A 23,864-nucleotide genomic window follows, 5' to 3' on the forward strand; every position below is an offset into this window, starting at 1 on the left:
ATGACAGCTATCTTAACGATCAAAAATGGTAGAAAAGTAGTCAACAATGGGATGCACGAAGAAAAAGTATTATTGGATGATATCCAATTGACCATCAATGAAGGAGATTTTATCACTGTTCTTGGCGGTAATGGGGCGGGCAAAAGTACTTTGTTCAATACGATTGCCGGAACATTGCAATTAAGTCAAGGTGGGGTTTATTTCAAAGACCAGCCAATCACGAAGTTATCAGAAGAAGCACGAGCTTTATTTCTATCACGCGTATTCCAAGACCCAAAAATGGGGACTGCACCACGGATGACGGTGGCAGAAAATCTATTGTTAGCCGAAAAAAGAGGGGAGAAACGGACGCTTTGTTTGCGTCAATTGAAAACCCAAAAAGAAGCGTTCTATAAAATATGCCAAGAAGTAGGCAATGGATTAGAGCAACATTTGGATACACCTGCTGGCGAATTGTCAGGGGGGCAACGACAAGCCTTAAGTTTATTGATGGCAACGATCAAAGCGCCAGAATTACTTTTATTAGATGAACATACCGCAGCACTAGATCCTAAGACAGCCAAGCTACTGATGGAATTGACCAACCAACGCATCACAGAGCAAAAGTTGACATGCTTGATGATCACGCACCGTATGGAAGATGCCTTGAAATATGGGAATCGTTTGATCGTCTTACAAAAAGGCCGGATCGTCAAAGACTTAGCGAAAGAAGAAAAACAAGCATTATCCATGAACGATCTCTTACACTTCTTCGAAGAAGTAATCGATTAGTCATTCGAGAACGCTATCTCCGTTTGACAAGTTTGTTTCCTTCAATTTATACTTGTGATAGCAGGTATAATAACAATCAAAATCAACACGATTCATATCAGAAAAATGATTGATGCCGCTTGTTCATTCGTAGGTTCTACGAATGGACGCGGCATTTTTAGCGTATTATAGGAGGCGTTCCATGATTTCAGGAAAAACAAGATTAGCAGGGATTTTTGCATCTCCCGTTACCCATAGTTTATCTCCATTGATGCATAATACCGCCTTTCAGGCTTGTTCGATCGATGCTGTTTACTTGGCATTCACAGTCGATCAGACGAATCTTATGCAGGCAGTCGAAAGCATTCATACATTCAATATGTTAGGTGTCAATCTTTCCATGCCTAACAAAACAGCAGTTATTCCTTATTTAGATGAATTAAGTCAAGAAGCGCAGTTGATAGGCGCTGTTAATACCATCGTTCATCGAGACAACCGCTTGATCGGCTATAATACGGATGGTATGGGTTTTATGCGTTCAGTACACGAAGCGGGTGTCGCAATCAAAAACAAAAAAATAATCATGCTAGGTGCAGGTGGCGCAGCGAAAGCAATCGTTGTTCAAGCGGCGTTAGATCAAGCAAAAGAAATCGTCATCTATAAACGGAAGAATGCTACTTTTGCGAGTGTTGTTGCGGATTTTGAGAGAGTTGCGGAACAAACCAACTGTCCCATCATCGTCAAAGATTATGCAGATACTGAACAGTTGAAAAAAGATCTAGAAGATACGGACCTTTTGATCAATGGTACCGATATGGGCATGGGCGCAAAAAAAGAGTTGATGCCAATTGATCCTCAGTTTCTCCATAAGAAACTCGCAGTTTTTGATTTGATTTATTCCCCTAAAGAAACACGCTTTCTAAAAGAGGCCAAAGCAATCGGCTGTGTCACACGAAATGGGCTAGGGATGCTGATGTACCAAGGAGCAATTGCCTTTGAGCTTTGGACAGATGAGACCATGCCGATTGAGAAGATCCAACCTTTACTCATTTCAGAGGAATGAAACGAGTGTTATCAAAGGATTCGTTAGCTTTTAGTTAAATTTACAACGATCTTACTGTTTTTCATTAAGAAGTATCGTATGATTTTACTGAGTTGAACAAAGGGAGGAAATCAAATGAGTCGGATGGATCGCTATCAGAACATCCATAAAAAAGCAAAACCAATCAAAGAAAAGTCATCGCCGCTATTATCTTGGCGACGCGCAAGTAAGAAACAAGCGGAGTCTGAAGAGGAAGCAAGCCCTTCTTACGAACAAACTTATGACGAACGTCCAAGTGATTCTCGATACTCAACGCCTTACGAGGAACACGTTCATTCAGGACAACAACCCCAGAAAAAAGGACTCTTTAAAAAGAAACAGCCTAAAGATCCACGCAAGAAGCGGTCTTGGTGGAAAATCATAGTAGGGATCTTATTATTTTTATTTGTCTTCTCACTGATTTCATTTTTCGTCGGCAAGTTCGTGGCTGAAAATGATCAGTCACTGGAACCAGCGACTTCAGAAACATTCAACGGCACCCAATCAACAAGTGGCGCTCACAATATCTTGATTTTAGGCAGTGATACAAGGGGTGAAGATGCGGGGCGAGCAGATACGATCATGGTTCTACAATTAGATGGACCTGCGCGTAAACCCAAATTGATCTCATTCATGCGGGATAGCTTCGTGACGATCCCTGGGGTCGGAGACAACAAAATCAATGCAGCTTATGCTTATGGTGGCGCGGAGTTAGTCCGACAAACCTTGTTAGAGAACTTTGGACTGAACTGTCAATACTATATGAAAGTCGATTTCAAATCTTTTGAAAAAGTGATTGATGCTATGTTCATGAACGGCGTGTCGATCGATGCTGAAAAGGACTTGAATCTAGACGGTGTCGATATCGCTAAAGGGAAACAACGAATGGACGGTCATGTGCTGTTGCAATATGCGCGTTTCCGGATGGACGAAGAAGGCGACTTCGGTCGTGTCCGCAGACAGCAACAAGTAATGGATGCGATTTTCGGTCAACTGAAAAATCCATTGAACTTGATCCGTGCGCCATATGCTGCCGGAAAAGCAATCGGTTATACATCCACCGATGTACCGATGACTTTTTTAGTCAAAAACAGTTTCTCTATCTTACGTGGTGCTGGCGGAATCGACCGCTTAAGCGTCCCAGCGGATAATACTTGGAGCTATGGTCAAAGTGATTATGCGGGTAGTATCCTCGTATTAGATAAACAAATGAACCGTGAAAAGATTGAACAATTCTTGAGTAAATAATCGTTGATGTTTTGTTAAAAAGGCTTTTCTGGAGGTGATAACTTCTGGAAAAGCTTTTTTTGTGTGGATGTCTTAATTGCTATATAGTGTTTCTTTTTCCAATAGCTCTATTTTATCCTCCTCGCAAAAATCCACTTATTATTCAGATTGAATTTATTAACAATTTTCCAGTTTTTTATGAGCTTGTATTTTTACTTTTATTTCTTAAAAATAAATCTTTGTTTCGCAGGTATGACTTGATAAAAAAACAACATAAATAAATCAGTGGAACTTGTCTATTTCTTTATCATGCTATAATATAATCTTATAAAGATAATTATTTTTATTAAATACATATAAAATAACGATTGAAAAACACCTCTTATGTTTTCTGTTTAATTTTTTAGAGGTTCGGAGGATGATTATGAAATTTAAGCATACATTTGGTGAACCAAAGATGAATCGGTCTTTTTGTAAAGTATAGGAATCATACTCATTAAGTACATACATCATTATTTAGAGGAGGCAAAGACATGGAATTATTGGTAAAAGAAACATTAGCATTAGGAAAAAAAAGGGATATACTTTTTCCGTATTACGTCGGTTACACGTTCTTTAAGGAAAATAATTACCAAGGAAAGATCACCCATAAAGAGGCAATCTTAGCCTACTTAAATTATTTAAGTCGTTTGGCAAAAACAAATCTTTGGTCATCAAAAAAACGCGAAGAAACAGGAAAACCTGTTGACTGTGAAATGTATGTAGCGAAATTTCGTGAACTGAATTCTGATTCAATTATTTATACAGAAATTGATCCTACTACGTTAAACTTAGGTGGCTACCCAATTGAAGTCAACGAAGAGATGATGGAAGGCACAGAACTTACTGCGGAAGATTTATTTATGGAAGGTGGGGTATATGAGGAAGCTTTTTTTAATGAATTTCATGGGACAAATTTATCTAAGACAGACTTTAATCTGGTAAATCAACGGTTCTTTCCTTTAAAAGATAAATTGATCATCTATTCCTGGAATACAGAGTTTACAAAATTACTTCAACTATGCGCGTGTGGGCTGGGGCGCCTATCTTTGGAGTGTTTATGATTCTAGAACCCAAATCTTTACGATTATCAGTATTTATTTGGCAGAACCGGCGTAATATAAGGTATCATAAGATAATATAGGTTCATACTTACAGATTACTGAATTAAAAATTTTAAATAATTGCGTTAATCTAAAAAAATGACTATGTAGATTAGTATTTTTTATAAATAGAACCCGCTATTAGCAGGTTCATTTCTATCATTTTTTTTAGATCTGGATAGGCAGTGAGAATATAATACTTTCTTTTTTTTCGTATCACATTACGAGTACGCTGGATTACTACGCAAGAGTAGGTAATATTACTTACAGGTAAATAATCATTTTTTCCTTCTACTGTTCTCCAAAGCCCCCAGCCATTCGGAACTATTCCAGAAATATAGGCATGAGACTGATAAATGACACGATCATTTGATTTTTGTAAACGACATTCTCCTAAAGGAAGCTTGATTTTTCGGTCTAAGTAATTTTGATTCGCAGTAAATATAGCGATGTTAATATATACCAACGCTTGAATGGGATCATTAAAAGTCGATGTATAGTTTATTAAATCATGCGATATATCTAAACGTCCTTTTAATTCTCCATGATTTTTCCCTATATGACTAGCAATCGTATGCCCTTTCCCTCCATCTGCAAAATGTTCATCATAATATAAATCAACAGGAGTGTACCACTCAATTTCTTCATCTTCAATATCAACATCTGCTAATTCCTTAATCTTTTGATAAATTTTCTCTAAACTTTCAGAGAGCCAATTAGCTCCCATTGCGCCTAGGACTAAAATTTCTTTTGTCTTATCATCTATAATATTTCCAGTCTCTTCATCCAACACACCACGTTTCCCATCAATAGTGATCGAATCATCATTTGGTAGTGCCTCAGCACTATAAGAAAACTCAATCGCTCCAACTAAATGTGCTGGAACGGCTTGTTGCGTTTGAGCATAGATAAAGTTCCCAGCGTGATCCGATACAACTGCGGCACCATATAATGTAGCGATCATTCCTGATGGGTCAAAGTCTAACCCATTGTTGTTGGGAGCCAAGGCTTCGCTTAAACTTTGGCTGATTTGGCTGGTTCGTTCATCATATGCGACAGCCATTTCTTGGGCAGTTTCAATAGCTAAGGCTTTAGAAGGTTCATTGACGACCCCGAATTCAAAGGGTGTGGTTGCTTGGACGTAGTCGAGCAATTGTTCTTTTGTTGTGATCATCTCTGTTAAGAGCGTAGAGATGCTCGTATCAAGCTTGACTTGATAGTTAAAAGGTTCTGGGAAATCATAGCCGTAGTAAGAAGAACCGGTGATGTTCAAGATGGCATCATCTGCACCACGAACGGATTCGCTATACTGGATGCTTTCTAAAACGAAAAACTCATTCTGGGAGAGAGAATCGGCTAGTGACGTGTTACGTCCGACCACGGCTGCTTGTTCCCGTAGTGTCCAAGGGATGGTGTAGTTGATGTAGCGACGATAAAGTTCAACACGGTCACTGACGCTGAAAGTAAAGATTCCGTGGTCGCTCTCGACAGTCAAGTACTCACGCATCAACGCATTGCTTGTTACATCTTGTGCGTAGCGGTTTTGTAAGGCTGCGGAGAAATTGTAGGTATTTGTTGTCGAATCGATTCCAGACATTGCAAAAGTGTTCAGTTCATTTTGAGTGGAGGCACTGCTACCGATCGATTCAAATAAACCACTGTTTGTTTTCGCTAAATCAGCTGTTGCGACGCCTAAAGAGGCGCCGAGCTGATAAAAACCGACCCCTAGACCAATTCCTAGCAGAGGCGGCGGTCGACAGTAAGCCAGCGCTAAGTGTACTACCTGATAAACCAGATCCATAAGCAGACATGCTGATTCCATTAAAAACGTTTATGGCAACTGCTGCATTTTGCGGTTCTGCGGACGAAGGGATCGGTGAGGTGGTATCGATCGGACCGATGGTTTCGTCAGGTTGGGTGATTTCGCTAGCGATCGCTTCTTGGGCGTGGACATCAAGTGGCAAAGTGGCAAAAGGTACGAGCAACAGACCAACAAGTAATAGGCGATACATTTTTTTCATTTTTTACTCCTTTTTATCAAATGGCTTGAGTGACTACCAACAGTTCAACTACCAAAAACCTCCTTATTTGTGTCGTAGATTGCTTAATTATATTTTCCAAAATATAACAATAAACTTCAAGTTTATTTAAAATTACAATTATAAAAAACCTCATTTTTTATATGGTTATTTACCTTGCAAAAACTAATTATATGTTAATTCTTGCTGTTCTTTTATCAATGTTTATCTTCTTGTTTAAAAATAACAGCATGATAATAATAAAAAGATAAATGTTATTCTTTAGGTGGTTATAGTTATTTTTTTGTAACGCTTTTTTCCATTCAACAAAAACATCTTCAATTTTTTCGCTATTCTTTTTGAAAACCATTTGGTAAACTGTTAAGGAATTCTTATTTTATCAAGAGGAGGAGGGAAAACATGAAAACAGTGATACTTGCTGAAAAGCCTTCTCAAGCAAAAGCGTATGCGGAAACGTTCAAAAAAAGGAAAAAGCAGGAAGGTTATTTTGAAGTTAGTGATCCACTATTCACAGGTGAAGTAACAATCACTTATGGGTTTGGTCATTTAGTGGAAATGGTTCCTCCTGGAGAGTATGAAGAACGCTGGGCGAAGTGGTCATTGCCCAACTTGCCGATATTTCCTGACCAATTCAAATATACGGTGCCTCCAGAGAAACGGAGCCAATTCGCCATTGTCAAACGACAATTACAAGCAGCTAATACGATCATTATCGCAACAGATAGCGACCGTGAAGGTGAAGCGATTGCTTGGTCGATCATCCAGCAAGCAAAAGCCTTTACGAAGCAAAAGCAGTACTTACGCTTATGGATCAATTCATTGGAAAAAGAGGCCATCTATCAAGGGTTCAAACAACTAAAACCAGCGGAGCAATTTTATCCAAAATACAAAGAAGCACAAGCACGTCAACATGCGGATTGGCTGATCGGGATGAATGGCAGTCCGCTATATAGTTTACTTTTACAACAAAAAGGGATTTCTGGAAGCTTTTCATTAGGGCGTGTCCAAACACCAACGCTTTATATGATCTACCAGTTACAAGAAGAAATCAGGAAGTTTAAAAAAGAGCCTTATTTCGAAGGAGAAGCGCAGATCAAAAGTCAACATGGACAGTTTGTCGGTAAAATCGAACCGAAACAAACCTTTAAGACTGCGGACGAATTAGTTGCTGCGATAGAGGCAAAAGGTGCGCATTTAGGAAAACAACAAGGAACGATCTTACAAGTAACGAAAAAAGAAAAACAACAAAGTAGTCCTCGTTTGTTTTCTTTGTCAAGTTTACAATCGAAAATGAATCAACTGATGAAAGTCAGTGCGAAAGCCACGCTTGATGCAGTCCAAGGTTTGTACGAAAGCAAGTTTTTGAGTTATCCTCGGACAGATTCTTTTTACATTACAGAAAGTGAACACCAGTATCTTGTCCAAAATCTTGATCGCTATAAATCGTTTTTAGGGATCACAGAGGTAGCGACACCAGAAACATTTCCTAAAAAAAGATATGTGGATGCAAAAAAAGTCCAAGAGCATCATGCGATCATTCCAACCAAAACGATACCGACGAAGGAACGTTTTGCGAAGCTTTCCCGACTAGAGCAAGCGATCTATTTGCAGGTGATGCGTACGACTTTAGCAATGTTTGCAGAAAATTATCGCTATGAAGAAACCGTGATCCTTACAGGAGTGGAACGATTACGTTTAAAAAGTGTCGGGAAACGTCCGATCGCAGAAGGCTGGCAACAAATCTTGACCGTAAAAAGCAAGAAAAAATCAGATGGTCAGTTTTTGCCTAAAGTCAGTGAGCAAGAGGTCGTGACTGTTGATCTGAGAAGCCTTGAAAAAGAAACGCAGCCACCTAAGCCCTACAATGAGGGAACGCTGATCACTGCGATGAAAACCGCAGGAAAGACCTTAGATGATGAAGAAGCGCAAGAGATTCTGAAAGAAGTGGAAGGGATCGGGACGGAAGCAACCCGCGCGAGCATTATTGAAAACTTGAAACAAAGGCACTATATCGAAGTCAATAAAAATGATATTCAAGTGACTGCTAAAGGTATCACTTTGTGTAAAGCAGTAGCAGGAGAATCTTTACTGACAAGTGCTGAGATGACAGCGCGGTGGGAAAGTTATTTGAAAAAAATCGGTGAACGGCAATGAACGCCGGAAGTTTTTTTAGAAAATATCAAAAAATTTATTCTGCATTTATTAGAAGTCGTCCCAGAACAAGTAAAAACAGTCGACTTGTCGGAAGAGCAAAGCGGTTTGATGCAAATCGAAGCAATGGAGAAGAAGAATGACCAAATCGGGCGTTGTCCGAAATGTAAAAAAGGCATTGTGATGTTGTATCCAAAAATCGCGACATGTACGAACAAGGAATGTGATTTTAAATTGTGGCCTACGATTGCTAAGAAGAAATTGACCAAAACCAATCTTAGAGAGTTACTCTCAAAAGGAAAGACTAGTAAAGTGGTCAAAGGATTCACTGGTAAAAAAGGGAAGTTTGATGCAGTCCTAGTTTTGAAAGAAGATTTAACGATCGGCTTTTCATTTCCTTGGATGGAAAAACAAGAGTAGGTATATATATTCCGAAAAGTTAAAATACCTAAACCAAAAAATACTAAAGTAATAATTATTAGAGGAGTACTTGTACGTGAAAAAAATCAATTCGCTTTTGAATTATGCGATGGGATTGTTAACGTTGGTTGCGCTCTATCAAGCGGTCATCGCATATCCAGAATACGGAACCAAATTATTAGCTATTACAAAACATCCGACTGGCTACTCACCGACGGTCATTTTGACAACTTTGACTGCAGCAGCCAAGAGTGGCACTTACTTGTTGCATACAACGAGTAGTCTACTGAAAAGAAAGAAACAACGGAAACAGTTGCTTTTCGTATTAGCTGCGGCGGGTGTTGTTTATTTCTTACCGATGATTACGCAATTTATTCAACAGTTCATATAAATAAAAAAGACGACGATAAGAGAAAAATTTCCTTATTCGCCGTCTTTTTTTAACTCTTTAATATACCAAGCGTCCATCGTGGAGTGTTCAGAACCTGCTAGTGGATCAGCTATCAAGTGAAAGCCGAACTTTTCATACAGTTTACAAGCAGGCTTTAAGGAATGCATCGTTTCTAAATAGCATTGACGGTAATGTTGAGTGGCATAAGACAATGCTGTTTCCATCAATTGGTTGGCAATTCCTAAACCTTTTGCTTCTGGGGCTAAGTACAATTTTTGTAATTCACATATCTGCTTTTGCTCGTCGAAAGGTGCAATGCCGATTCCGCCAACTACTTTATTTTCTAATTCCACCACCCAATAAGCAGCACAGGAGAGAACATGGTAGTAGTCTGTTAAATGGTCTAATTGTAGGTCGAAATAGGCAGTTCCTTCAATCGCCAAATCGAGTGATTCTAGGGAAGTTTGAATAATTTCTTTGATGATTGGATCATCTTGTGGTTTAATTTCTCGGATCAGCATCGGACAAGGCTCCTTTTCTATCGTGTTTATTTATCGTAATACAAATGAACGGAAGGGTCAATTTACTTTGTACTCAGAGGGACATTCTTTTATCAACTTCTCCCTTGACCCATTGCTTGAACTGTGAAATAATAACTTCATAAAAAATTTATGACTTAAGAGCGTTCGCCGGAACGATCTTGTAGGAGTCAGACAAACGAACCGTAGGCTTTAATGGTTCGTTTGCCTGACTCCTTTTTGTTTTGGGAGGGAATAGGCAGAATGAAAATAGAAAACTTACAGACAGATAGACAAAAAGGATTAACAGAACAAGAAGCAAACGATCGATTAGCATACTACGGTTTGAACTCGATTGACAATCAGCCAACTAAATCTTTTATTGCTTATCTCAAAGAAGCAATAAAAGATATCACGATTTTGATTTTACTTGTTGTTACCGGATTATCTACGTTTATAGCTTATCGCACGCATCCAGATGATTTTACAGAACCAGTTGTGATTTTTTCGATTGTCCTATTAAATCTTTATTTATCAATACGGCAACAAAAAAGTGCGGAAAAATCAATGGATCAACTGAAAAAAATGAGTACGCCAACCAGTCTTGTCTTGAGAGAAGGTTTCGTTAAAGAAATCAATAGCACTGAGATCGTTCCTGGTGATATCGTACAACTTAAATTGGGTGATCGTGTCCCTGCTGACGCGAAAGTAATTACAAGTACTAATTTCTTTGTTGACGAATCATTTTTGACTGGAGAAAGTGAACCGAGTGAAAAAGACGCTTCTTATCAACCTACTGATAATGAAGGACTGAGTGATCGTAAAGATCTAGTATTTTCTGGTTCATTAGTCGTGACAGGTAAAGCGACAGTCTTAGTAGAAAAAACTGGCAATGGGACAGAAATCGGAAAAATCTCTCATTTGATCACGAACGAAGGAACGCATGTCGCACCACTGCAAATCAAAATGCAAAGACTGGCTAAAGTACTAGGGCTAGTCGCAATCACTGCTGGTTTCTTGGCAATTGTAATTGGTTTAGTAAAAGGTTTGAGCGTAGAATCAAGTATCATGACTGCAATTTCAATGGCAGTGGCAGCAATACCAGAAGTATTACCTGTTGTCGTAACCATCTCTTTAGCTGTGGGAATGGGGAATATGGCAGTTAAGAAAACCATTGTTCGGACACCGTCAACCGTTGAAACAGTAGGTGGCGTTTCTGTCATTTGCTCAGATAAAACGGGGACGATTACTGAAAACAAAATGTCTGTGAAAAAAATTACTCCATTAACAGAAATACCTACTCTTATAGATTTCACTAAAGACAAGGAGAAAAATCTACTTTTGCTGTTTTATCTTGCGAGTGGTTTTTCTGAGAACGAAGGAGGGGGAAATCCAACGGAATTAGCGATTCAAAAAGCTGTAAAAGATCAATTTTCGGAGAAAGAATTACAGGAATCTCTTTCCAATTTGAAAAAAATCAAAGAATTGCCCTTTGATTCAAAAAGAAAACGTATGACTGTCGTCTATCGTAGAGGTCAAGAATATTTTTCAGTCACAAAAGGAGCATTCGATCGACTACATTTGATGAATCTAAACGAAGATTACCAAGCGGAACATGATCAACTTGCTGATCAAGCGTACCGTGTATTAGGGGTAGCCTACAAGGTATTCCAACAATCAATCGAAGAATTATCAGAGGAAAAATTAGAGGAGGAGCTGACATTTGCCGGCTTTATCGGCATCATTGATCCAGCGAGAAAAGAAGCAGCGAAAGCAGTGGAAGTAGCCAAAACAGCAGGAATCAAAACCGTTATGATTACTGGCGATCATTTATTAACAGCTTCACGTATTGCTAAAGAAGTAGGGATAATGGGAGAAGGAGACCGGGCCATGACAGGGGCGGAACTGAAAAGAATGAGTGACGAACAGTTAACCGAAACTATCGATAGGTTTCGAGTGTTTGCCCGAACGTCACCTGAAGACAAGATACGAATCGTTAAAGCTTTTCAACAAAAGAACGAAATCGTCGCTATGACAGGGGACGGAGTAAACGATGCGCCAGCACTGAAAGCAGCAGACGTCGGTATTGCTATGGGGAGTGGAACGGAAGTGGCGAAGGAAGCTTCTGATATGGTTTTAGTAGACGATCATTTTGCAACGATCGTCCAAGCGGTAGAAGAGGGGCGAAGAGTCTATCAAAATATCCGTAAATCTCTATATGCCATGTTAGGTTGTAATATTTCAGCTTTAACGATCGTATTGATTTCTTTGATCTTAGGTTGGGGCGCGCCAGTCACAGCGATCCAATTGTTGATCATCAAAGTAGTCGCAGATGGCATCCCTGGTTTTAGTTTAAGTGTCGAACCTGCAGAGGAAAAAAATATGGAAAAACAACCGATTCATAAATACGATAGCATTTTTTCACGAGGATTGACCTTTAAGATTCTTGAAATCTCTGTCGTGTTTACCGTCGTCACATTATTGGCGATAGTTATTGGTCGTACACAATCAGTAGCGATTGCTGAAACAATGACATTTATTGTCTTAGGGTTATCCACGATCAGCCATATGTATAATTGTCGCAGTGAAGTATCTATTTTACGATTGAAATTTTTGGGTAATCCATTGCTAGTCTTAACTACAGCAATTGGTGCATTGATCATTGTCTTATTAGTGACAATCCCTGTTACACAACATATCTTTGGATTTGTTACGATTGGACTTTCCAACTGGCTATGGGTTCTTGGTTTGTCTTTTCTTCCAGTAGCCTATATCGAAGTGAAAAAATGGACACATCTGTTTTAAGTATTACCAGAAATTTTTCTTTCCACTAGTTATAAAGCTAAATTTTACTGTTCGAGTTCGTCTGTATTCCATTTTTTGCAAGACAGACGAACTTTTCTTATATTGATTGGAAAAAAGAATAAATGACAAAAATAAATGTCAATGTCTAAAAAACAAGTAAAATGCTGTATTTGATCATAAGCAAGAGAGGTTAGAGCGAAAAAACACACGGATAAATATTTTTATTTATTCTAGTTTACATAATATATATTATACAAAGTAGATTTAAAGCGAATTACACCCCGATTAAACCTTTTTAGATCTGAAATGAACCTTTATTTGTTCCTGCAAAATTTTAAAATTATTTTGCACTTGATTGGTTTTCTCTGACTAGTTATTCATTATCCATTTACTAGAAACCACTGATTTTAAATCTATGTTCATCCTAAGTCTGCAAAAAACAGATTGCCATTCTTGCATCAGATTTTAGTTGGTCTCAAGAAGTTCTTATGACTTCGTCAATTTATGTATTTATCGTAAACTAATTTATATCAGTTGTTCAATAGTACGTTTTACTAATTCCATATGTTTATCCATAAATCGCATATGAACGATCGATTTAGCAATCTTTTTCTATTATTATTACTTTAAATAACTTAGCTATTTAAGTTCCTTATTTTCCTCGAAAATCACTTTTTTGGTTCTCTTTGACCAAGTTTAATGTGATATGTTATCTATAGATGAAGCCAATGAGCAAGATATGATTGAAATGATCGAGCTGATGTGTACAGAGAAAGCGATTTCATAATTAGAAAAAATCACAACGGAGAAAAAAATCGCTGATAAATTCTACAAATTGTATGAGTCTAAGCCCTATAGACTCTTTTTTCTCTATCCACGAATGCCCTCTTATCCGTTCAAATGTTCCTATAATTCACTATAAACGGAACACGGAAATATGATAAAAAATAATCCCAATAAATACTCCAAATAGAATATGTAAAACAACAGCAAACACTAACGGAACGATCTTGGCTCCTTTATTATCCCAACTGTACTTTGCTTTCTTATTCTTCTACAGTAAAGATATAAGTAATAAACTGAGAATCACGATCCATAATAGAAATGCAATACCAATCAAAGGCATTTTTTTCATTAATAATAGCTATACCTATAAATGCCCCTTTCTTTTCTATATACTCTTCTATCATCAAAAAATCGGGAACAACCGGAAATAATTTTTTTGTTACTTCCCGATTGTTCCCATTTTTTGTTTATTTCATTGTTGATGTTAGCGTACAGTATCAAGTACGGCTTTTAATTCACTGACTGATTGATGGAACATTGCTTTTTCTTGAGGTGTGATCGATAGGTCAATGATTTCTCTTACCCCATTTTCATCAACGATCGATGGCACACCAGTAAAGATATCTTCTTCACCATACTCGCCATTTAAGTAAGCTGAAACTGGTAGTACAGCTTGTTCATTATTTAGGATGGCTTTGACGATTCGAGTCGTACTCATACCAATACCGTAATAAGTTGCTTTTTTACGGTCAATGATTTCATAAGCTGCATTTTTTACTTTGTCAGCAAGTACTGTTAAATCATTTTCTTCTAAACGATGATCTTTCTCAACATATTCCATGATTGGTTTACCACCGACTGTAGTATGTGACCAAGCAGCTACTTCTGAATCCCCATGCTCACCTAAGATATAACCGTGTACGCTACGTGGATCAACTGCCAGTTTCAAAGCAATTTCTTTTCTGAAACGAGTTGTATCTAAGGTTGTTCCAGTTCCTACTACTCTTGAAGCTGGTAAGCCGGATTCTTGCCATGTTAAGTAAGTTAAAATATCAACTGGATTTGAAGCAACAACGAAGATACCATCAAATCCTGAAGCCATTACTTCTTTAACGATTTGACGAGTGATTGTTGCATTTGTTTTCACTAGATCTAAGCGAGTTTGACCAGGTTTTTGGTTCACGCCAGCAGTTAAGATCACTAAATTTGCATCTTGACATTCTTCATACGTGCCAGACCATACGGAAACGTTCTTTTCGCCCCATGCCATTCCATCTAGTAAGTCTAAAGCTTCTCCTTCTGCTTTTTCTTGGTTGACATCGATTAAGACAAGTTCATTGGCAACACCTTGATTGATCATCGCATAAGCAATACTTGTACCGACAAATCCTGTACCTACGATTACAACTTTACGACTTGTTTTTTTCATGTCTAACACACCTTTCATCCGTTCTTTGTTATTTTCATGAAAATTATAAATCGATTACCATCATTTTTCAATAATATAGAAATTATATATACTATAATTTTTTTTTATAGAAAGTCAATAACGTTTATAGTCAGATTGTGTTCTTCTCACTCTTGGTATTTCTTTACGAGAAGTGGGCAATTCTTTAGTTGAAGGATCATTTGCTTTTGCTAAAGCAGTCATTTGCGGTGAAAGGTTTTTAACTTTAGATCGTAAAGACATAAGTTCAGGTTTTGTTGGTTGATAAGCTTGATGTTCATCAGGTAAAGAATTGGTACTGGATTGTCGTGAAATATAACTAAAATTAGGCTCTTCTTCCAAACGAGTAGGAGAAATTTTTAGTTGTAAATCTTCGACATAAATTCTTGAAGAAGGTTTTTTATAGAGTGGATCACCAAGTTTAGGGAGCAAGTTTTTTCTTCTTTCGCTGCGCTTGAGCTTCTTAGCTAACCGCTCCATTTCATTTTCACCAGTAGATTTAGGATAGTTTGCAGCATGATAAGTCGAATAGATGGCTTCGTTGATTCGTTGGAATAACATTTCCCGATATGTATTTGTATTGAATAATCGATGAAACTGATACAGTATAAAGTTCCTCAATCTTTTTGCTCCTCATTCTGGTTCCATGGCTCAAAGACATCACTTTGTCTACTTGCTCGGGCCTTTTCTTTTTCTATATTGCTTTTAACTCTTTCTTCTTGGACTTTATATGAAGCCGCAACTTCTTTTTTAAAATGTCTTCGATCTTTACGAGTCACTCTTTTTATATATTTGAATATTTGCCAAATAATTACGACAAGTAAGTAAACCGTAAAAAAGCCAGAAAAACTAAACTGAATAATAAACGCCATAACAAAAGCAGCAAGCTTATCTGCTTGACTAGCTGGTGAAAAATTTTCCTGCTGTTGCGCAATAAATGTTGAAACCCAGTATATGCCCATTTTCTTTTCCCCCTTCTCCTCTTTGATCCAGTGATTACTTCCCCTTTTTATACCGACTTTTGGCGAGTGCTTGTTTAGATGGTTTCCCCATTTTAGGTTGTGCAACCATTTTTACAGAAATAAAAACACATAAAACAATAACAAAACTTGTGATACCAATGATCATTGATGTGTTATTGATAAAATATTTTGTCAATAATTGAATGATGTCTGTATGACCAACCACTATGTTTCACCTCCTTTAGACATGCAATAAGCAATCATAGTTTATAATGAAAGGATTGTCCGAAAAAAACTCTTTTTGACTTATTTTGAAAAAATAGAAAAGAACTTGCATCCGTAAGCCTTTCACATGGCTCATGTGGATACAAGTTCTTTTTTTGATTACTTATTCTTTGTGTTTCGTTTTAAAAGCATCAAATTTTTCTTTCGCTTCTTCTACTACTTCTTCTAGTTCTTCCTTCAAATGATGTTTCTTTGTTGGATGCTCAGACTCTTCTTCCACTGCATTTGAACCAGACATCGCGACTTCTTTTTCTTCCCCGGAGTTGGTTCCAGCTAACGCCTCTTCTTTATCTGTTGTTTCACCAGAATTAGTTCCGGCTAACGCAACTTCATCGTCTGTTTTAGGCGCCATTGATCCTCTTAATCGTTTTTCTTTTTCTCCATCATAATTTGTCATGTTCTCGTCCTCCTTGTTGCTCTGTCTCTATCCTACAACAAGAATAAAATAACTGTCAAAACATAAAGGTGTGATCATTCGTATTAATTTTCTTTCCGTAGTATTTTCACTTCGTAAGGTGCAAACGTTAGTATACCAGTAAGCGTTTGATTTGTTCCGATGTCCAAGTGAGAATCAAGTAACTCAAGTTGTTGTATCTCTTCAGAAAAATTCATTAGAAAGTAATAGCAGTGTGTTCCATCTGTTCGCGATTGAATCGATACTTTTGGATGCGATGCCTTGACGATTCCTCGTTGCAACGCTAATTTTTCGATGATCGGTTGGTAAAATACTTCTAAAAAATCCAGATTGGTACGGGCCGCTAAGTAATAAGCAGTCCCCTTCCCTAAGTGATTTTCAACTAAAGCTGGCGTACCAGTATAAAAGTCCTTTTGGTAAGTAGCCCTCACCTTTCCTGTCGTTTCTTTGACGATACCACAGTAGTCTTTTGTTTGATACGTTTGTTCCTTGTATAGAATTTGATTGTATTCCCCAGGATAAAGCGTATCAAGCTCTTTTGGCAAGACACCAAAAAGTGTTTGCAATACTTGTGGCCATTCTCCAAGATGTAACCGATCGTGTTCATTGACCATTCCGGTAAAATAGCTACCAATCAAGGTGCCGCCTTTTGTCACATATTCTGAGAGTTCAGCCATCGTGTCTTCACGCATCAAATAGAGCATTGGTGCAACGACTAAAGAATAATTGGAGAAGTCTTGATTTGGCGTCAAAATATCAACAGCAATATCTCTTTCCCAAAAGAATCGGTAATGTTCTTGTAGTGTTTGGATATAACGACGAGTTGGACGGCCAAAACCACCGCCTCTTTTTAATGCCCAATTGCTTTCCCAGTCAAATAAAATAGCGACTTTTGCCTCTGTTTGTGTACCTTTGATCGAAGACAAAGTGTCTAATCGTTTTCCGTATGCCGAAACTTCTTGGAAGACTCGATTGTTTTCTGAATTGTCATGTTCGACCACCGCCCCGTGGAATTTTTCGGAATTCCCTAGTGATTGCCGCCATTGAAAATAGAGTGTGCTATCTGACCCGTGTGCCAGTTGTTGCATCCCGCTTAGCAGGTGCATCCCTGGCTTCTTCGCCTTGTTGAATGCATGCCAATTCACGTAACTAGGCGTCGATTCCATCACGAGAAACGGTTGTTTCTTCAATGAACGATATTGATCGTGGACGTAAGCTGATTTCATGGCGGTCACGTGTAAAGCTTCATACGGATTATGCCAGTCAGGGTAGCTATCCCAACTGACAATATCAACAACTTCAGCAAATCTGGAATAATCAAGTCCTTCCAGGGGAATAAAGTCATGCTGATCATGGCCTTCTGCCATAAAATTAGTCGTTACTGGAATAGCTGGTGTGATTTCTCTGATCGGCTCGATTTCATGTAAAAAGAAATCGATCGTCCGATCAGTCACAAATCGTTTCCAGTCTAGATCCATGCCATGTACTTTATGTTCTCCAAGAGGCGAAGGTGGCACAACTTGTGACCAACTGGAATAATCATTACTCCAAAACGTCATCCACCAAGCGTCATTCACCGCTTCTAAGGTGTGATATTTCGCTTTGACCCACTCACGCCATTTGGCTGCACAAAGTGGACAGTAGCATTCTCCTGAGTATTCATTACTGATATGCCACAGTAATAATGCCGGATGGTCACCATATCGTTCAGCTAATCGCCGATTGATTTGCTGGACTTTTTCCCGATAAACAGGTGATGTATAGCAATGGTTATGGCGAAAACCATGATGATGCTTTTGTCCTTTTGCATTCGTTCGATTCACCTCTGGATATTTTTCACTCAACCATTGCGGTCGTCCGCCACTTGGTGTGGCCAAGATCACACGACCTTGACGTTTGTACATCTCTTCAAACACTTTATCCAACCAGTCAAAGTGATAAACCCCTTCTTCTGGTTCTAATGTACTCCATGAAAAGATCCCGACAGTTACGGTATTGACATGAGCTTTGTCCATCAACGCAAAATCTTTTTTCAATACTTCAGGGTGATTCAACCATTGTTCCGGATTATAATCCCCACCATGGAGTAAACGAGTATCATTATAAGTCTTCACTTCATTTCCCTCCTTTCTACCAGATGATAGATGAATGATTGACAGTCTCCTGCAAGTTGGTAAGTGGTATGATTCACTCCATTGAACAAACGTGGTTTTCTCAGACCGACATTCATCAGGAAATGACCGCTAATCGTTTCTTTTTCATTGATTTGATAATGCCTATCCCTATTCAGACATTCTGGAAGTGGTAAATATGCCTTTGCTGCTGGATTGGCTCGTGCCGATTTTTGATAAAAGCCAATGATCGCTTCTGACCGATCATGACTGAAAACACCCCAACAAATTTCATTATCAGCAGGATGATTTGGCAAAATCTGAAGAAATTCCCCATGAGTCAGCAAATGACGATGGGCTTTGTAAAAATTGATCCGGTCACTGATCTGTTGTTTTTCTGCTTCTGTCAAAGTCAATAGGTCTAATTCATAGCCTAGAGGGCCAAACATCGCCACATCTTGGCGAAATGCTAAAGAAGTCTCACGTAATACTTGATGATTCGGAGAAGCAGAGACATGATTACTAAAGCTAGAAAGGGGATATCCTGCTAATGTTCCGCTAAGAATACTTAATCGTTCCAACCCATCACTAGTATCACTTGGCCAGATTTGCGGACTATAAAATAAGATGCCTAAATCATATCTCCCTCCCCCACCAGCACAGCCTTCAATCAAAAGATCAGGATAGCTGGTCAATAATTTACCGTAAAGCGTGTAGACGCCTTGGACATAGCGATGGAAGAACTCCTGTTGATGAATCCGATGTTTTTCTAAATAAGCGGAATAGGCTTCAGTGATATTTCGGTTCATATCCCATTTGATATAGGTCAAATTCGTTTCTTCGATGATCTTTGCCATTTGCTCATAGATCCCTTCAACAACAGCCGGATTCGCAAAATCAAGCACATATTGCCCACGTCCGACTGAGATACGTGAATAGGGATGTTTCACTACCCAATCCGGATGTTTTTCCAATAACTGACTATCAGGAGAGATCATTTCAGGCTCGAACCACATGCCGAATTGAAGACCCATATTTTTTAGTTTAGTTGCAAAGGAAGCCAAACCGTGTGGGAATTTTTGCTTATTAGGTGTCCAGTCACCTAATGAGGAACGATCGTTGTTTCGTTTGCCGAACCAGCCATCATCTAAGACAAAACATTCCATTCCTAATTTTTTTCCAATGGTCGCAAGGGACAGGAGTTTTTCCTCAGTAAAATCGAAATATGTTGCTTCCCAGTTGTTGAAGATGATTGGTCGTGGCGTGTCTTGCCATTGACGATCAATCAGGTAGTTTTCGATAAAATGTGTAAATTGTTTGGCAAGACCATTCGTACCTGCAGCGCTATACATCAAGACTGCTTCGGGTGTCGTAAAGCTTTTCTTAGGCGCTAATGTCCAAAGAAATTGTGTCGGATGGATACCGATCATCACTCGCGTTTTATCCCATTCATCCACTTCTGCTTGAGCGAGAAAATTACCGGAATAAACGAGATTCATCCCATAGACCTCTCCTTGATCAAGTGTTGAGTCTTGATGTTCTAGCCGGATAAAGGGATTATGCTGATGGCTACTTGCACCTTTTAGTGAGCCAATCGCTACGATTCCTTGTTCAAGCGGCCGTTTCTTTTCATGCCGTTCTTTTAACCAAGCACCTGAAAAATGAGTAAAATCATATGCTTTGGTAGAAAGATTCAATACGCCTGAAAGCATGCGATGAATCTGTAAATCTGCCTCAGATTGATTGATCAGCGTCTGATTTTGAACAATGGCGGTGGAATCGTAAAATAATGTGTAATGAAGTATTAGCTCTAATTGACGTTCCTGATCCATTAATCTCAATGAGAGTGTTTCGGTTTCTTCCTCATTCCCATAGACAGCCGGACAGTTTAAGTTTCTTTTCTTGCCTTTTTTAGTCGTGGCTTCGACAAAGCGAAAATCTGTGTAGTAAGGTGTTTGGTTACTTGAAAGTTCGATCGCGCCTTCTCTAAAATCAGAAGAACCATACACGGGATATGCTTGTGGATGATCAGTCAACGTAAAGTTAGGGTCATCTTCAAAAAACTTGACTGTTCCAGCAGATTTATTTTGATCTGTGACCAAGTAGTCAATTTCTTCGACAGATAAACCATGTAAAGGCTTACCGTAATAGATTTGCTCGATCTGTCCATTTTGCATGACATGGAGAATAAAGCTAACTTGCGAATTATTCATGTGAAATATGCGGTTATTTAATTGTTCAATCATGGAAGGTAACACCTCTTAATTTTTAGTTAGTAAAACAGACAAGGAATGAAGAGAACGACGTTTTGTTCCTCCATTCCTTGTCTGTGGAGAAATCAGAGCTTTTGTATCAAATAATTGACTCTTTTGGCTAACTGACGATTGTAAAAGAATTTATAAAATGGCAGGACAAAAAGCAAACTCAGCTGCGTTTTGGCATCAACCAGTTCATTTCTTTCAGAATAATGCAATGTGAACTGCTGCTCATCTTGACGTTTTAGTTGGTAGGTTTGAATAATTTTTCCACCGGAGTAATCAGTAGTCATTTCAACTAGTTCATCTTTGACTAAACGTTGGATCGTTAGCGTACTTTCGACAGTCGCTTGCCCTAGTTTTGTTTGAAGCGCAGTCGTGACGGCTACTCCTTCTGTCAGCTGGGTGATTGAAGGGTCCTTGCTATGAAAATAGTTTAATTGTTCTTCAAGTAGTACTTGATAAAAATGTGCGGGGTGTGTCGGTATTTTCTTTCGGTAGTTCAAGGTATCGATCCGCATACGGTTCACTCCCTATTGTTCTTCTATAGTGATTTTTCCGTCCATCAGTTGGTTTTCTTTTTCTTGTTTCACTTGTTGACGTTCTTCCTTCAAATATTCACGGTCCATCGCAACTAAGAAAGGCACCCAGATCAATGTCATCACAACTACTGTTACGATTTGCAAAAGTGCGCCGGTAATCGAACCAGTTCCTAACCAACCTGACAGTAAAATCGGCGTCGTCCAGACAACCGTTGCCCCGATTGGACGAGGAACGAAGCCAAAGTAAATCGCAAAGTATGAAATCGTGGTAGAAGCTAGTGGCGCTAGAATCCAAGGGATGAATGCTATAGGGTTCAGCACGACCGGCAGTCCAAACGTCATTGGTTCTGATACATTAAAAATCGCTGGCGCAATGATCGTTTTCATCGTTTTCTTCATTCGGATAGAGCGAGCAATAAAGAACGCCATTGTGATTGAAATACCAAGTTGCATTCCTTGATTGACGAACACGCCCATAAAAGTCGTATTGATGATATGTGGCAACTGCTCAACACCATCTTTATATGCTTCAAAGTTTTCGATGGCTAAAGCACCCATGATTGGATCAATCACTGCATTGATGACTAACGTGCCGTGGATACCGAACCACCAGAAAAGTTGCGTAAAGAAAACAGCAATCAATACAGCTGGTAAAGTTCCGCCAAGTCCCATCAAAGGTTGTTGCAACATCTGATAAACGAAATCGACTGCATTTCCCCAGGTGGTAAAAGTAAATAGATAGCGGATGATGTTGAATAAAAACAAAGGAGCAGCTCCAGGAATGATGGCCACGAAAGATTCAGCAATCATCGGCGGTACAGATTCTGGCATCTTGATCGTAAACCCTGAGCGACTGATCCGACTATAGATTTCGGTAGCGACGATCGCTGTCAAGATACCGACGAACATCCCTTCAGCACCTAGTTTCGATAAAGGGACAAATGTCCCCATTGTTTCATCGCTTCCAAAAGGTAACAGCATGATAAAACAAGAAAGTGAAATGGCACCAGCAAAGATTTGTGGTTGTTTGTAGTGCCCAGCCAATTGATAACCAATCCCAAATACAATAAAAAGTGCAGAAATACTCATTGTCGCATTACCTACAGGACCAAAGAATTCGTTTAAAAAGGTATTGAATGCTTCCGGTAGAAACGTAGCAAACCCAAAGGTCGTTGGCAAATTTTGGATAATGATCATGATTGAAGCAAACATTGTTGCAGGAAAAGCCATCATAAAACCATCTCGGAGACTGAGTAGATATTTATTATTTGCGATCAGCGTTGCAGCGGGCACCATTTTTTCAGCTAATTTATCGACAAATTTCATGTGTGATAACTCCTTTTATTTAATATATGCAAACGTTTACTTGGTGAGTATAATTGTTTACTTAATGTTTACACAAGTAAGAAAATAAAAAAAGTTCGAGAAAGAGAGATTCTCGAACTTTTTCAAGGGATAAATGTGTCAATGAGTTAATCGAAACGCGAGCTGTCCGGTCCGATGGAATCTCGTAAGACGAGTTCACTGTGACAGATCACACGGATCGGCATCGTTCGTTCTTTTAACATGCGTTCCTTCGCTAAACGTACAGCTAAACGCCCCATTTCTTCCGGGTTTGCCTTGATACTTGATAAGCTTGGTGTCATGAATTGAGCCATTTCGATATCATCAAAGCTCACGACAGCAATATCATCAGGGATTTTTTTATTTGCTTCACTGATTGCTTTATAGACACCTACTGCCATCGGATCACTGGCGACGATAACTGCTGTGGGCGGCGAGGATTGCGCCAATAACTCTTTGCCTAAACGAAGGCCATCTTCAGGTTTCCAGTTTCCTTGATAGGTATTGGCATAATGTTGCAGGCCATTTAATTTCATCCATTTAAGGTAAGATTCCGCCCGGATCTCCTCTTTGTTTTTATGAACTTCACCGTTTTCAGCTACTTGACTGCTGTATCCACCGATAAATGCGATGTTTCGATGGCCTTTCTTATAGAGAACTTCTAATACTTCAACGGTTTTTTGTTGGAAGTCGGTTTGGATACAATCAAATTCCTCAGAGTTCGAGTAATTATCCACCAAGATCAAGTTGGGATTGATTGTAGCGATTTTTTTCGTTGCTTCAATCGTCATTTCACTGATCATGATCACTGCACCATATTTCGCTAACTCTTTCCATTCTTTATGGGCATCTCTCATATGGAAAGCACGGATCGTGCGAAAACGCCACTTTGCTGCTTCTTTTTCTATGCCACCACGGATTTTGCGGAAATAGGGATCATCTAATTCGGCTTCTTCTTGATGTCGAACGATCAAGGCAATCGTCATTTCATCTCCTAAACTTCGACTGCCGCGTTTATTTTTATCGACAGAATAATTTAATTGATTGGCAATTTCAATCACACGTATCCTCGTTTGTTCGTTGATACTAAATGTGGGATCTTCATTCAGGATACGGGAAACACTCGCTGCTGAAACCCCAGCGATTTTTGCGATATCACGTATAGATGCCATTTACTCACCTCTTGTTTACTG

General features: G+C 38.9%; 19 protein-coding genes and 1 pseudogene. 8 read left to right on the plus strand and 12 right to left on the minus strand.

Annotated elements, in window-relative coordinates:
- From CYK55_RS06690 to CYK55_RS06705, 4 genes are all read left to right on the plus strand, one after another.
- The gene (locus CYK55_RS06690) at positions 1–771 is read left to right on the plus strand and encodes an ABC transporter ATP-binding protein (RefSeq protein ID WP_034688238.1); all 771 of its coding nucleotides are present in this window, start codon (positions 1–3) and stop codon (positions 769–771) included.
- 181 nt (positions 772–952) lie between these two features.
- A complete protein-coding gene (aroE, locus tag CYK55_RS06695; RefSeq protein WP_034688239.1) occupies positions 953–1,813 on the plus strand; it encodes a shikimate dehydrogenase in 861 nt (286 codons plus the stop codon).
- Between the two features lie 114 nt (positions 1,814–1,927).
- Positions 1,928–3,079, plus strand: a complete 1,152-nt coding sequence (locus CYK55_RS06700; RefSeq protein WP_034688243.1) for an LCP family protein — start codon at positions 1,928–1,930, stop codon at positions 3,077–3,079.
- Positions 3,080–3,591: 512 nt separating this feature from the next.
- Positions 3,592–4,161, plus strand: a complete 570-nt coding sequence (locus CYK55_RS06705) for a hypothetical protein (RefSeq protein ID WP_235186308.1) — start codon at positions 3,592–3,594, stop codon at positions 4,159–4,161.
- 151 nt (positions 4,162–4,312) lie between these two features.
- Here CYK55_RS06705 and CYK55_RS06710 read toward each other — a convergent pair whose 3' ends face one another.
- Entirely contained in the window at positions 4,313–6,001 is a 1,689-nt protein-coding gene (locus CYK55_RS06710) for an RNase A-like domain-containing protein (RefSeq protein ID WP_126134078.1), read from the minus strand.
- Positions 6,002–6,009: 8 nt separating this feature from the next.
- Here CYK55_RS06710 and CYK55_RS06715 point away from each other — a divergent pair, with 8 nt between their 5' ends.
- From CYK55_RS06715 to CYK55_RS06725, 3 genes and pseudogenes are all read left to right on the plus strand, one after another.
- On the plus strand, positions 6,010–6,351 hold the full coding sequence (locus CYK55_RS06715; protein ID WP_126134079.1) for a hypothetical protein: 342 nt from the start codon (positions 6,010–6,012) through the stop codon (positions 6,349–6,351).
- 287 nt (positions 6,352–6,638) lie between these two features.
- A pseudogene (locus tag CYK55_RS06720) lies at positions 6,639–8,810 on the plus strand (DNA topoisomerase 3).
- Between the two features lie 76 nt (positions 8,811–8,886).
- The gene (locus tag CYK55_RS06725) at positions 8,887–9,201 is read left to right on the plus strand and encodes a hypothetical protein (protein ID WP_126134080.1); all 315 of its coding nucleotides are present in this window, start codon (positions 8,887–8,889) and stop codon (positions 9,199–9,201) included.
- Between the two features lie 32 nt (positions 9,202–9,233).
- On the opposite strand, the gene CYK55_RS06730 is transcribed toward CYK55_RS06725, so the two are convergent.
- Positions 9,234–9,722 carry a GNAT family N-acetyltransferase gene (locus CYK55_RS06730; protein ID WP_126134081.1) on the minus strand — a complete coding sequence of 163 codons (489 nt, stop codon included), beginning with the start codon at positions 9,720–9,722 and terminating at the stop codon, positions 9,234–9,236.
- Between the two features lie 261 nt (positions 9,723–9,983).
- Between CYK55_RS06730 and CYK55_RS06735 the strand changes: the two genes are divergently transcribed.
- Positions 9,984–12,524 (plus strand): cation-translocating P-type ATPase, encoded by a 2,541-nt coding sequence (locus tag CYK55_RS06735; RefSeq protein WP_126134082.1) that lies wholly within the window; start codon positions 9,984–9,986, stop codon positions 12,522–12,524.
- Between the two features lie 1,270 nt (positions 12,525–13,794).
- Here the strand turns inward: CYK55_RS06735 and CYK55_RS06745 are convergent.
- From CYK55_RS06745 to CYK55_RS06790, 10 genes are all read right to left on the minus strand, one after another.
- The gene (locus tag CYK55_RS06745) at positions 13,795–14,739 is read right to left on the minus strand and encodes an L-lactate dehydrogenase (RefSeq protein WP_034688252.1); all 945 of its coding nucleotides are present in this window, start codon (positions 14,737–14,739) and stop codon (positions 13,795–13,797) included.
- Positions 14,740–14,853: 114 nt separating this feature from the next.
- Positions 14,854–15,378: a hypothetical protein gene (locus CYK55_RS06750; protein ID WP_126134083.1), complete on the minus strand. Its 525-nt coding sequence runs from the start codon at positions 15,376–15,378 to the stop codon at positions 14,854–14,856.
- The gene (locus tag CYK55_RS06755; RefSeq protein WP_034688257.1) at positions 15,375–15,719 is read right to left on the minus strand and encodes a hypothetical protein; all 345 of its coding nucleotides are present in this window, start codon (positions 15,717–15,719) and stop codon (positions 15,375–15,377) included. The genes CYK55_RS06750 and CYK55_RS06755 overlap by 4 nt, the downstream gene beginning before the upstream one ends.
- 34 nt (positions 15,720–15,753) lie before the next feature.
- Positions 15,754–15,945, minus strand: coding sequence for a hypothetical protein (locus CYK55_RS06760; protein ID WP_034688259.1), 192 nt, complete (start codon positions 15,943–15,945; stop codon positions 15,754–15,756).
- 162 nt (positions 15,946–16,107) lie between these two features.
- Entirely contained in the window at positions 16,108–16,401 is a 294-nt protein-coding gene (locus tag CYK55_RS06765) for a hypothetical protein (protein ID WP_034688262.1), read from the minus strand.
- A gap of 83 nt (positions 16,402–16,484) precedes the next feature.
- Positions 16,485–18,533 carry a beta-galactosidase gene (locus CYK55_RS06770; protein ID WP_034688264.1) on the minus strand — a complete coding sequence of 683 codons (2,049 nt, stop codon included), beginning with the start codon at positions 18,531–18,533 and terminating at the stop codon, positions 16,485–16,487.
- Positions 18,530–20,776, minus strand: coding sequence for an alpha-galactosidase (locus CYK55_RS06775; RefSeq protein WP_126134084.1), 2,247 nt, complete (start codon positions 20,774–20,776; stop codon positions 18,530–18,532). Before CYK55_RS06775 ends, CYK55_RS06770 begins: the two co-directional genes overlap by 4 nt.
- Positions 20,777–20,868: 92 nt before the next feature.
- Positions 20,869–21,306, minus strand: coding sequence for a DUF3284 domain-containing protein (locus CYK55_RS06780; RefSeq protein WP_034688266.1), 438 nt, complete (start codon positions 21,304–21,306; stop codon positions 20,869–20,871).
- Between the two features lie 12 nt (positions 21,307–21,318).
- Positions 21,319–22,653: a PTS sugar transporter subunit IIC gene (locus tag CYK55_RS06785; protein ID WP_126134085.1), complete on the minus strand. Its 1,335-nt coding sequence runs from the start codon at positions 22,651–22,653 to the stop codon at positions 21,319–21,321.
- Positions 22,654–22,799: 146 nt separating this feature from the next.
- The gene (locus CYK55_RS06790; RefSeq protein WP_034688269.1) at positions 22,800–23,843 is read right to left on the minus strand and encodes a LacI family DNA-binding transcriptional regulator; all 1,044 of its coding nucleotides are present in this window, start codon (positions 23,841–23,843) and stop codon (positions 22,800–22,802) included.
- Positions 23,844–23,864: the final 21 nt, after the last annotated feature.

Origin of the sequence: Enterococcus mundtii, assembly GCF_003957375.1 — a bacterium.
GTDB lineage: Bacteria > Bacillota > Bacilli > Lactobacillales > Enterococcaceae > Enterococcus_B > Enterococcus_B spodopteracolus.